Raw genomic sequence first — 10559 nt, 5'->3', positions numbered from 1 at the left:
ATGATATCAGCCAGACTTGGAAACTATCTCATCAAATTAGTCCCCCCATAGAACCTCCTTGAGCCATCTTGCACACTTTTCTCTTTTTGTCAAATTTTATGTTAAGAAAGATGTGACTAATGGATAGGTCTTAAAGACGGAGTGCTAGTGACTTTCAAACGCGGGACAAATCCTGAGATTATTTTAGAACAGATCAAAGATAATGCCAGACTTGCTTCAGGTAAACCCGTCCTTCTAAGTGGGGATAGCGAAATTTCCAAAGTCAATGGCGAATTCTACCTAGATGTAAACAGTTTGTTGGGAGGGGTGAATCCTTCAAATTCTTCTTCTTCTTCCTCGCCATTTGATCAAAATTCAGACATTTGGGATCAGTGAGTGAATTACAAAACAAACTAATATGCGGTGGCGGACAGTAATAGTAGTTGCTTGTATGGGGAGTTCATCGATCTTCATTCCTTTTGGGTTGCTCAATGGTGGGGTGTCTATTCCAAGTAGAGACTCAAAGATTTCTGGTTCTTCGGTTTGTCTTATGCAATAGACGGGAGTTATAAGGGATGGAACCCTTATAGAGAAAGACATTGGGCGATTTTTGTCAATTGTTTTTTATCTAAAGCGAACTAATCAATTAAATCCCTTACCAGATAAAGATTTTGTTGATTTATGCCCCCCTATCGAACCATAACAAGTAACGAAGAGCCAGATTTCTCTTTTGGGTTTATCTTGGCAAGCGGCTGGGCTATCTTTAATATCGGAGCAATTGCCAAAACAGGCTCAGTCTATCACAGTCAGAATTCTCTCAAGAGAAGTCATAGGGGCGGGATTCCTAGCAAACCGTCAGGGAACAGTTTATACAGTTCTGACTAATGCCCATGTCCTGAGATCTGGTACTCCCCCATATCATATTCAGACTTCAGATGGCCATGTTTATTTAGCTAATTTATTCCAGTCTGTATCATTTAAGGGTAATGATTTGGCTTTGTTGCAGTTTCGTAGCTTTAAGGTTGTATATAAAGTAGCGTCTTTTGGTGATCCTGCGATAGTGGGAGAAGAGGTGTTTGCTGCAGGGTTTCCCTTGTCAGTAGAATCATCTACAAGGCCAATCTCACCGTCCATTACAGACTATAATACTGGCTTTGTTTTTACCAGCGGGAAAGTCACGCAGATACTAAGTAAGCCCTTAAAAGGTGGCTATCAAATTGGCTATACTAATGTAATTGAAAAAGGAATGAGCGGGGGGCCACTATTCAATCATCGGGGTGAAGTTATTGCTATTAATGGAATGCACGCAGAACCTCTCTGGGATATTCCCTATGAATTTACAGATAATTCTGAAGCAACACCAGATCAACATAAGAAAATGAGCCAATATAGTTGGGGAATCCCCATTGAAACCTTCAAACAGTTAGGACTTCCAGCACTCAGAACCCACAAGCAGTAGTAATTCTTCAAAAGAAATATGATAATGATGAAATTTTCCTATCAAATTCCAGTCGCACTAATTGGGGCAGTGGTTTGTCTAGTGCAACCTCAGCTTGCTATAGCGTTGACACTTCAAGAGATTCAAGTTATTGCTGAAGAAATTACGGTAAAAATTGACGGTGCAGGAACTGGCTCTGGGGTGATTTTTGACCGACAAGGTAACAAATATTTTGTCTTAACTTGTCGTCCGCGGGCTTTCATATAGAGATCTCGGAGAAAAACCAAAAGCCTTAGAAGATTTTAAAAAAGCAGCAGAACTTTATAAACAACAAAATAGAAAAGAAGATTACCAAGATGCGATTGACAGAATTAATGAGCTTCTAGGTGGAAGAGTATAAATTTCTCTCTCAATCTGTAGACCTGTTATCAAAATTGATTTTTCTCCTCATATTTTGCTAGAGATTTGGATTTAGTTCAACTTGGAATGAATTAATCATAACCTTTGTTACAAGCGGCAAAAACTCAGGAAATTCTTTATTTTCCGCCGTGTAGGTTATTCTGTAAATTTTTTCTCCTTTTATCATTAAGAACTGTAAAGATTTCAACTGAAAACCTAGATCATCTTGCCAAGTATACTCAATGAGATGAGCTTGATTATTCGCTAAGGTCGTCTGCTCAGACCTAAGAATAATGCTGGAGTTTTGTTGATTTATTATTTTAGAGATAGTGTCATTAGACCTCTTGCAAAAGTCTTAAGTCGATCCTTGTACAGCAACATTTTTGAAGATTATCAACTACTAATAAATAATTAACTGAAAGTCCCTCCCATTATTGTTTCTATCGTTTGTTTTCGGATTTATGCAAGAGGTATATTGAGGGAAAAAATCGAAAGTAACGCCCGACTTTAGCAGAGAGTTTCCCCCTAAAAATCCCAACTTAGTAGATTTACAAAAATGAGATGCAGCCCTCTCGTTTCTGTCTGAAAGGAAGAGCCAATATTTTCCTAAAAACGGCGGGTTTTATCGATTCCGTAGAGGATTCCCGTCACCACGGAAGAGAGAATTAATAACAAAATTAATCCTCCGGGTAAAAAAGACAATATTCCCATGCCGCGCAATATATAAACTAACACAGTCACTAATAGGAAACCAAAAAAAAGAGACTTTAAATAACTAGAATTTGAGCGCATTTACTTAGATTAACAGGTCTTCTTGAGTTGAGTTTAACTTTTCGGCAATCATTGCCAGGATTTTTTCTTCCCTTTTTCCGTTACTTATAGATTCCAGTAACCGGCGATTGAGAATAATTTTTTCCCCGTTGGATAAGATTAAAATAATCCCTCGGTAATTAGACTCTAAAAAGCCATTGTAATCTTCTATCTTTGCCTCAACAATTCTCTTTAGAAGATAATCACTTTCACTTCTAAAAATTAAATGTTGTCGCCTACGGGTTAGGGTGGCGGTACCCTGATTAAAGACATAACTCTCCCAATAGCTGGCATCATAAAGTAACAATAGACCAAACAATAAGCATAACATACCCCAGAGATAGCATCGATAATTATCATTCTGTTCTAGCACTGCTGACAAGGTATCTAGGGGACTTTTGGCAATAATTTCCTGAGATTGATATCTATTCACAAAATTCTCAAATCGAGTTTTGAAATCACTAGCTGACTGCACATCTCGAAAATTATCGATATAGAGATGGTTATTTTTTCCGACGAATAAAACCGTGTTATTAACAGTTTTTTCCCGCTCAACACTGATAAAAACTTCCTGATAGACAGCCGTAGCTTTAATGTGAGTTAAAGAAAAATTTTCCCGACTAGAAATAGGAAAATTATACTCTTGGACATATTGACAATCTATCCTTTTTGTACCTAACCGAATGCAGTCGAGATAAGCGCGCTGGGAAAAAACTACATAGGCTAAAAAGAGCAAGGGAAACCCAGCGAGAAAAAACGCCAGAAAAGGACGATATTTAGGAGCTTTATTCTCTAATAAGAGTGTAGTCAGCGTTTTTTGCTTAACTCGCATGGGAAACCCTACAGGTACTTTGTTCTAATTGTACTACAGCTTTTTTCAGCATCCTTCTCAGGATCGATTTATTTAATCTGCCGGGGAAAATTGTAATGATTATTCACGAAAATCTGACATCAGTCTCTAGACTGCCTCTATCTTGACCTTTTTTGTCTGGGTTTGGCACGGTAAAACCCTGTTTATCGAGTTTTTGTAAAGCTTTGGCGGTTTTTTGTTTATTGTTTGTATTTAAAGTAAATGTATAAACAAAGCTGTTTTTATAAATTTTTGCAGATTTCAGAGACTTTATAAGCTCTAAAAAATTATCTTTCTAGTTTTTGCGCGTTTAATCTCACTCTAGCTATAGCATATAAAAATTGAGCCTCTTGCCAAGGGGCGGGGAGATGGTCAATAATTGCGATCGAAGCACTGATAAACAAACTCACCATTCAAGCGTACATTTAGGAGAACTTCCATGCCTTTAACACTCGCAGTCTACGGAAAAGGTGGCATCGGTAAATCGACAACAAGCTGTAATATTTCGGCTGCTTTAGCCAAAAGAGGCAAAAAAGTCCTACAAATAGGCTGTGACCCCAAGCATGATAGCACTTTCACCCTGACAGGCTTTCTTATTCCCACAATCATCGATACCCTACAAGAAAAAGATTTTCACTACGAAGACATCTGGCCCGAAGACGTTATCTATGAAGGTTACGGTGGAGTCAAATGCGTAGAAGCGGGGGGACCCCCGGCCGGCGCTGGTTGTGGCGGTTACGTCGTCGGGGAAACGGTGAAATTATTAAAAGAATTGAACGCTTTTGATGAATTTGACGTGATTTTGTTCGATGTTTTGGGGGATGTGGTCTGTGGAGGATTTGCCGCACCCTTAAATTACGCCGATTACTGCATAATTGTCACAGATAACGGCTTTGATGCTCTTTTTGCCGCCAATCGCATCGCCGCTTCCGTCCGGGAAAAAGCGCGCACCCATCCCCTGCGACTAGCCGGATTAATTGGTAATCGCACCTCAAAACGCGATTTAATTAATAAATATGTAGATCATGTTCCCATGCCAGTGTTAGAAGTTTTACCCTTAATTGAAGATATTCGCGTCTCCAGAGTTAAAGGTCAAACTCTCTTTGAAATGGCCGACAAGGATCCGATGTTAAGTTATGTTTGTGACTATTATCTCAACATTGCCGATCAGATTTTAGCCAAACCAGAAGGAGTTATTCCCAAAGAATCTGCCGACCGGGAATTATTCACTTTATTATCGGATTTCTATCTTAATGCTGATAAACCCAAAGTTAACGCCGAGGCGGAATTAGATCTAATGATGGTTTAGATTATTTTGTCGGGTGGGTTAGGGACAGCGGAACCCACCAATAACCACCAATAAACTCTTTTTCTGGGTGGGTTACGGCGTATAATTAACTTATTAGTTAATAGCCTAAATTATCGTCGCCTAACCCACCCTACCCACGGTCCCACCACCCAACTCGATGCAGCTTTAGAACTTAAGTTATCAGTATGTATGTATTTCTTTTGTCAGCTTAATTCCGATGGGGACAAACTGGTAGAAGTCTGAAGATTGAATTTTGATCCGTCAGAAGAAGAAACTAGAAATTTTTAATCCATCAGAAGATAGTGAACTACAAAAGATTAGAGAATAGATAAAACGAGAAAACCAAAATAAACCAAGTTAAGGGAGAACCTAAAAACATGACTGCCACTCAAGAACCGAGCGCTTTACAATTTGATTGTGAAACTGGCAACTATCACACCTTTTGTCCGATTAGCTGTGTTGCTTGGTTATACCAAAAAATCGAAGATAGTTTCTTCCTTGTTATCGGCACAAAAACCTGTGGTTACTTCCTGCAAAATGCCATGGGTGTCATGATTTTCGCCGAACCACGTTATGCTATGGCCGAATTAGAAGAAGGGGATATTTCCGCTCAACTAAAAGACTACGAAGAACTAAAACGCCTCTGCTTACAAATTAAACGAGATAGAAACCCTAGCGTTATCGTTTTTATCGGTACTTGTACCACCGAAATCATCAAAATGGACTTAGAAGGATTAGCACCGAAACTAGAGTCAGAAATCGGTATTCCTATCGTGACAGCACGCGCTAATGGTTTAGATTATGCCTTTACCCAAGGAGAAGATACCGTCCTCGCTTCTATGGTGCATAAATGTCCCGAAAAAGTTAAGCATGAAGATGAAAAAGAAGAACGGAATGCTATCCAGAAACTCTTAACTTTTGGACGGAAAAAAGAAGAAATTAAACAGGAAGAATCGGAATATAAAGACCATCCTCCTTTAGTTTTATTTGGTTCCGTTCCCGACCCGATTGTGACTAATTTAACCCTAGAATTGAAAAAACAAGGAGTTAAAATAGATGGTTGGTTGCCGGCCAAACGCTTTACTGAATTACCGGTAATTGAAGAAGGTTATTATGTGGCTGGTGTCAATCCTTTTCTATCACGAACTGCCACCACTTTAATGCGTCGTCGTAAGTGTAAATTAATTGGCGCACCTTTTCCCATCGGTCCAGATGGAACCCGCGCTTGGATAGAAAAAATCTGTTCGGTTTTGGGAGTACAACCCCAGGGATTAGAAGAAAGAGAGGCAAAAATTTGGGAAAGTTTAGAGGATTATCTGCAACTTGTGCGCGGTAAATCGGTCTTCTTTATGGGGGATAATTTACTAGAAATTTCTCTGGCACGTTTCCTAATTCGTTGCGGGATGACTTGTGATGAAATCGGTATTCCCTACATGGATAAACGCTACCAAGCGGCCGAATTAGCATTACTAGAAAAAACCTGTAATGATATGGGTGTTCCCATCCCGAAAATTATCGAAAAACCTGATAACTACAATCAGATTCAGCGCATTTACGAGTTAAAACCCGATTTAGTGATTACAGGAATGGCCCATGCAAATCCCTTAGAAGCGCGGGGAATTAACACTAAATGGTCGGTAGAATTTACATTTGCTCAAATTCATGGTTTTACCAATGCGCGAGATATTTTAGAGTTAGCTACTCGTCCCCTGCGTCGCAACAATAACCTCAAGGAATTGGGTTGGGACAAGTTAGTTAAAGAGTCAGCAAAAGTGTAATTCTGTTGTCAAAAGTGTACAATTCTTAGGTAAGGAAAATCAATTCCTTACCTTTTTTCAGTATTTAGTTCACTTCAATGTCCAATAACTTATCTCACCAAAAACCCTATCATCTCAACTTTAGCAGTGAGGATTTAGGCACAGTAAAACCGACTATCACCCTATTATCGGGGGAACCAGAACGCTCGCGCTATATTGCTGAAACTTATTTACAAAATGCACGTTTACTATCGGATTATCGCGGATTAAATAGTTATCTTGGCTATCTAGATAATTCTACCCCAATTCTTCTGGCTACCAGTGGCATGGGTGCGCCATCTTTGAGTATTGTGGTTAATGAATTAATACAGGTGGGAATTAAAACTATTATTCGTATTGGTACTTGTGGCGCAATTCAAAATAGAATAAAAATTGGTGATATTATTATCTCGCAAGCGGCTTTATGTAGGCAAGGTGCAGCTAATGATATTGCTCCTCCGGAATATCCCGCATCGGCGGATCCTTTTTTGACAGTTGCTCTAGTCAAATCGGCTCAATTTTTGGGAGTAAATTATCATGTAGGTATTACCGCTTCTGTGGATAGTTTTTATGAAGGACAGGAAAGAATTGTGTCTTCTGCTAACCCTTATCTTCAGCGTCACTTAGAGGGAATTACGGAAGAATATCGACGTTTAAATATTCTCAATTATGAAATGGAAGCGGGAACTTTATTTAAAATGGCGGGGGTTTATGGATTTACTTCCGCTTGTGTTTGTGCTGTGATTGCCGCAAGAAGTAAAGAGGAAGGGATTAGTTTAGAAAGCAAACAACAAGCCATCGAAAAAGCTATTCAGGTGGCAATATTGACCGTTAGCAACCTCTCCCCATCCTCGATTAATTAACTTTCAGAAATCATCTTCATTAAGACTTCCTCTTTTTCCTGACTTTCGGGATAACAGGAGATAAGTTTAGCGCGTAATTCTTGGGACAAAATAATTGATCGCCTTGTCTAAGTAGGGTATATTAGTTTGCTCAAAAAAGTGTATTTTGTTGCGAATATGTAATGATTTTTGACAAAAGTAAATTATCACCCCCAAAAATTCGCTTCTTCTTAGTCTTCTAAGCTAATCTTGACCGGATTAACTTGTCATCGGTAAAGTCAAAACCGTTAGCGACGAGACGATTATAAAGTCGCGGACAAGCTAAAGCGAAGGATTGTCCTCACGGCATTTGGTGGGATTAGGAGCTAATAAGGTGAGATAATGGGAAAAAATTGGTTTTAGCTTTAAGAATCATATTATGTCAGACACAACGCAGTTAACACTGGACAAAATTGCTCAGTACCGTATTCAATTTGCGGATAATGAGAACGCTTTAATTGCACTTGATGTTATTGAGGAATGGGAGGGAGATTTAGCAGATGCTGCTGAGTCTATTGCCACTCGTAACGGTATTGAAGGGGTAGAAGATAATGCGGATTTTCGTTGGTTTGTTATTGTTCTTAATAAATGTCGTGATTCTATTTGTCAACCGAAGTTGCGAGAAAAATATTTACCCGCACTTATTCCTACTCTAACAGGTATTATTGTAGGATATTTGATGTGTCCTCCGCAAGTTGCGGAAATTTTATCGGCTATCGTTGCTGTTTATATTATAGATCAGGGACTGGATAAATTTTGTCAAAATTGTTCTGATTCTTAAATCAAAGTGATCCCCCCCAACTCCCCTTAAAAAGGGGGGAGAATACCTCAACTTAATTGTATTCTCAAGGAACAATAGATTAAACCCCTGTTGCGATAAATGCCGTCCAATAATAGGGATTGGCAAAGGGATAGGGTTCACGTTTAACCGCAGCTTCTAATAAGTCTTGGAATTTTCTTCTATCCCGTTTACTCTCAAAGACTCGATCGAGTAATTGTTGGAATTTTTGACTATCTTTAATTCTGGCTAATTTTTTACTGTTCAATGTTCTTAACCATGTTTGTGTATTATTTAAAACAATGGCAATACTCCCTTGATCTTGGATAGAAATTCGTTTAAGATCGTGATAAAATTTAGTCATAAATAACGTAGTTGCTAGGGGATCTACTGTCCAAAGGGTACTAACTACACTAGAACTACCTGCAAATAGAAAACCACTCGGTAAACCTACATATTCATCACTAATACTATTAGCATTACTTTCGATTATACCACTTTCATCACAAAACAAAGTTGCTAAACGGCATTGTCTTAAATCAAATTTTTCAAATACTTCTGCTAGGGTTAGGTTAGCTGATTCTCCTAAGTTACCGTCTGGATCTGCTAACATTAAAGCAGAATCTCTAGGGGATTCATTATCAAATTTACCATGACAGGAAAAGTGAAGACAATGGGATGCTTGTAATTCTTGACGACGGTTTTCTAGGGTTTGTTTTGATGCTTCTGATTCACCAATAATAATAGTTTTTTCAGCAGCAAATCCTTGACTAATTCTCTCGATTTCTAGATTTGCTCCTAAGAGTGGTTTTAGGTCTTTTCTGGTGGGATTTTTAATGGCAAAAAGACGAGTAAAGTTTTCTCGCTGTGATAATTTTACCAGTTTTAAGAGTTGGCAACTGGGAACGTATCCTACACCATTAGAAAAGCGTTGATAGAGAAATTGTCCATCTTTTAGGGGTAAACAATGAAGGGTAATAATATGTAAAAACCAATGGGGAATTAGGATGAGACGAGAGCAAGATTTAGGGATCAGTTCTAAAAGTTCATCAATCTGGAGAATTTCTGATAGTTGATTTAAATAGTCATTAAGATTATTAATCCACTCGGTTTTATTATTTTCATAAGCGTCACGATAATCTTTAATAAAATCAATCAATTTTTCTCGATCTTCTGCTGAACATTGCCAAACTTTAACCCCTTTCACCTCACTATTCCCCCCTTTTGAAGGGGGGTTAGGGGGGATCAAACCCTCATTAGTAACAATAAACGCCATAATACTATCCCCTGCAATATACCATTCTAAGATGGCAGTATCTTGATCAATTAAGGATTGAATCTCACTTAGAGGAATACTTTCAACCTTTTGAGTTAAGCTAAAAGTGGGGTCTATGGGGGTGATTTCTCGGTCAATTAGTTGATTTAATTCTTGTTTTAATTGATTGAGGTGAGTATAGTCATTTAAGATGGGTTGTCTTTGTTGATCTAGGGTTAAAATTTCTCCCCGATTGCGGGTTTGTTCTTGGATGGCTAACTGTTGTTCTTCGCCAATAATGGCACGACGGAGGCGATCTAATTCGGTAATAATTATTTGGGGGATATTACCTTTAGGATAGATATCTCGTTCCGTAAGCAATTGGACTAGATAGCGAGTTTTGCTACGTTCAACGTATTCTAAAGCGCGATCTGGTTTATTGAGGTTGAGATAGAATTGAACTATACCATAATAAAGGTCTATAGCGGCTGAGAGGATTTCTTGTTGTTGTTGGGGGTTTAATGCTTCTAGTAGGATGATTTCTGACGCTTCGATGGCTAAATTGTAGCCTTTGATAGCGGTTTCCCAGTCTTCGATTAGGTTAGCAGCATTCCCTAAGTTTCGTCCTGTTTGTAAACAGTCTATGGGATAAGCAGTCGGGGTTATTACTTCTAAAGACTGGTTTAAAGCAAAAATAGCTAACTCTAAATTTTCTGCCTTTTCCCCTCTGATACGATCACTATAAGCATTGCCCAGATTATTTTGTGTCATTGCCCATTCATAAGGAAAGCTATCACGGGTATATACTTCTAAAGACTGGTTTAAAGCAAAAATAGCTAACTCTAAATTTTCTGCCTTTTCCCCTCTGATACGATCACTATAAGCATTGCCCAGATTATTTTGTGTCATTGCCCATTCAGAAGGAAAGCTATCACGAGTATATACTTCTAATGACAGGTTATAAGCAACAATAGCTAACTCTAAATTTTCTGCCTTTTCCCCTCTGATACGATCACTATAAGCATTGCCCAGATTATTTTGTGTCATTGCCCATTCATAAGGAA

The 10559-nt window shown here is 38.6% G+C and carries 10 protein-coding genes and 1 pseudogene; 8 read left to right on the top strand and 3 right to left on the bottom strand.

Annotated features, from left to right (window positions below; translation table 11 throughout):
- The first annotated feature begins 147 nt into the window (after positions 1-147).
- From IQ224_RS17915 to IQ224_RS25095, 4 genes and pseudogenes are all read left to right on the top strand, one after another.
- The gene (locus IQ224_RS17915; RefSeq protein ID WP_228036295.1) at positions 148-375 is read left to right on the top strand and encodes a hypothetical protein; all 228 of its coding nucleotides are present in this window, start codon (positions 148-150) and stop codon (positions 373-375) included.
- A gap of 334 nt (positions 376-709) precedes the next feature.
- Complete coding sequence (locus tag IQ224_RS17910; RefSeq protein ID WP_194033296.1) at positions 710-1438, top strand: serine protease; 729 nt, start codon at positions 710-712, stop codon at positions 1436-1438.
- Positions 1439-1462: 24 nt separating this feature from the next.
- Positions 1463-1684, top strand: coding sequence for a hypothetical protein (locus tag IQ224_RS17905; RefSeq protein WP_194033295.1), 222 nt, complete (start codon positions 1463-1465; stop codon positions 1682-1684).
- 19 nt (positions 1685-1703) lie between these two features.
- A pseudogene (locus tag IQ224_RS25095) lies at positions 1704-1817 on the top strand (hypothetical protein); the annotation flags it as partial.
- A 605-nt stretch (positions 1818-2422) separates the two neighbouring features.
- Here IQ224_RS25095 and IQ224_RS17895 read toward each other — a convergent pair.
- Entirely contained in the window at positions 2423-2608 is a 186-nt protein-coding gene (locus IQ224_RS17895; RefSeq protein WP_002786302.1) for a hypothetical protein, read from the bottom strand.
- A 4-nt stretch (positions 2609-2612) separates the two neighbouring features.
- Entirely contained in the window at positions 2613-3458 is an 846-nt protein-coding gene (locus tag IQ224_RS17890) for a hypothetical protein (RefSeq protein WP_002740793.1), read from the bottom strand.
- 457 nt (positions 3459-3915) lie between these two features.
- On the opposite strand from IQ224_RS17890, the gene bchL reads away from it, so the two are divergent.
- From bchL to IQ224_RS17870, 4 genes are all read left to right on the top strand, one after another.
- Positions 3916-4785: a ferredoxin:protochlorophyllide reductase (ATP-dependent) iron-sulfur ATP-binding protein gene (bchL, locus tag IQ224_RS17885; protein WP_002735653.1), complete on the top strand. Its 870-nt coding sequence runs from the start codon at positions 3916-3918 to the stop codon at positions 4783-4785.
- A gap of 377 nt (positions 4786-5162) precedes the next feature.
- Positions 5163-6563: a ferredoxin:protochlorophyllide reductase (ATP-dependent) subunit N gene (locus IQ224_RS17880; protein WP_002740797.1), complete on the top strand. Its 1401-nt coding sequence runs from the start codon at positions 5163-5165 to the stop codon at positions 6561-6563.
- 77 nt (positions 6564-6640) lie between these two features.
- Entirely contained in the window at positions 6641-7444 is an 804-nt protein-coding gene (locus tag IQ224_RS17875) for a nucleoside phosphorylase (protein WP_103112655.1), read from the top strand.
- Positions 7445-7841: 397 nt separating this feature from the next.
- Positions 7842-8243 (top strand): hypothetical protein, encoded by a 402-nt coding sequence (locus IQ224_RS17870; protein WP_002740800.1) that lies wholly within the window; start codon positions 7842-7844, stop codon positions 8241-8243.
- A gap of 79 nt (positions 8244-8322) precedes the next feature.
- On the opposite strand, the gene IQ224_RS17865 is transcribed toward IQ224_RS17870, so the two are convergent.
- Positions 8323-10559 (bottom strand): CHAT domain-containing protein (locus tag IQ224_RS17865; RefSeq protein ID WP_194033294.1); only part of this gene is annotated, 2237 nt, incomplete at its 5' end.

Source organism: Microcystis sp. LEGE 00066 (genome assembly GCF_015207925.1).
GTDB classification, from domain to species: Bacteria; Cyanobacteriota; Cyanobacteriia; order Cyanobacteriales; family Microcystaceae; genus Microcystis; species Microcystis ichthyoblabe_A.
The sequence above is the reverse complement of the archived record's forward strand: the minus strand, read 5'-3'. Positions and strand labels throughout refer to the sequence as shown.

What these genes read in the sequence shown, in the direction of transcription:
- bchL (WP_002735653.1), top strand. Translation starts at nt 3,916, where the DNA reads ATGCCTTTAACACTCGCAGTCTACGGAAAAGGTGGCATCGGTAAATCG.
- IQ224_RS17895 (WP_002786302.1), bottom strand. Translation starts at nt 2,608, where the DNA reads ATGCGCTCAAATTCTAGTTATTTAAAGTCTCTTTTTTTTGGTTTCCTA.
- IQ224_RS17875 (WP_103112655.1), top strand. Translation starts at nt 6,641, where the DNA reads ATGTCCAATAACTTATCTCACCAAAAACCCTATCATCTCAACTTTAGC.
- IQ224_RS17905 (WP_194033295.1), top strand. Translation starts at nt 1,463, where the DNA reads ATGATGAAATTTTCCTATCAAATTCCAGTCGCACTAATTGGGGCAGTG.
- IQ224_RS17890 (WP_002740793.1), bottom strand. Translation starts at nt 3,458, where the DNA reads ATGCGAGTTAAGCAAAAAACGCTGACTACACTCTTATTAGAGAATAAA.
- IQ224_RS17880 (WP_002740797.1), top strand. Translation starts at nt 5,163, where the DNA reads ATGACTGCCACTCAAGAACCGAGCGCTTTACAATTTGATTGTGAAACT.
- IQ224_RS17870 (WP_002740800.1), top strand. Translation starts at nt 7,842, where the DNA reads ATGTCAGACACAACGCAGTTAACACTGGACAAAATTGCTCAGTACCGT.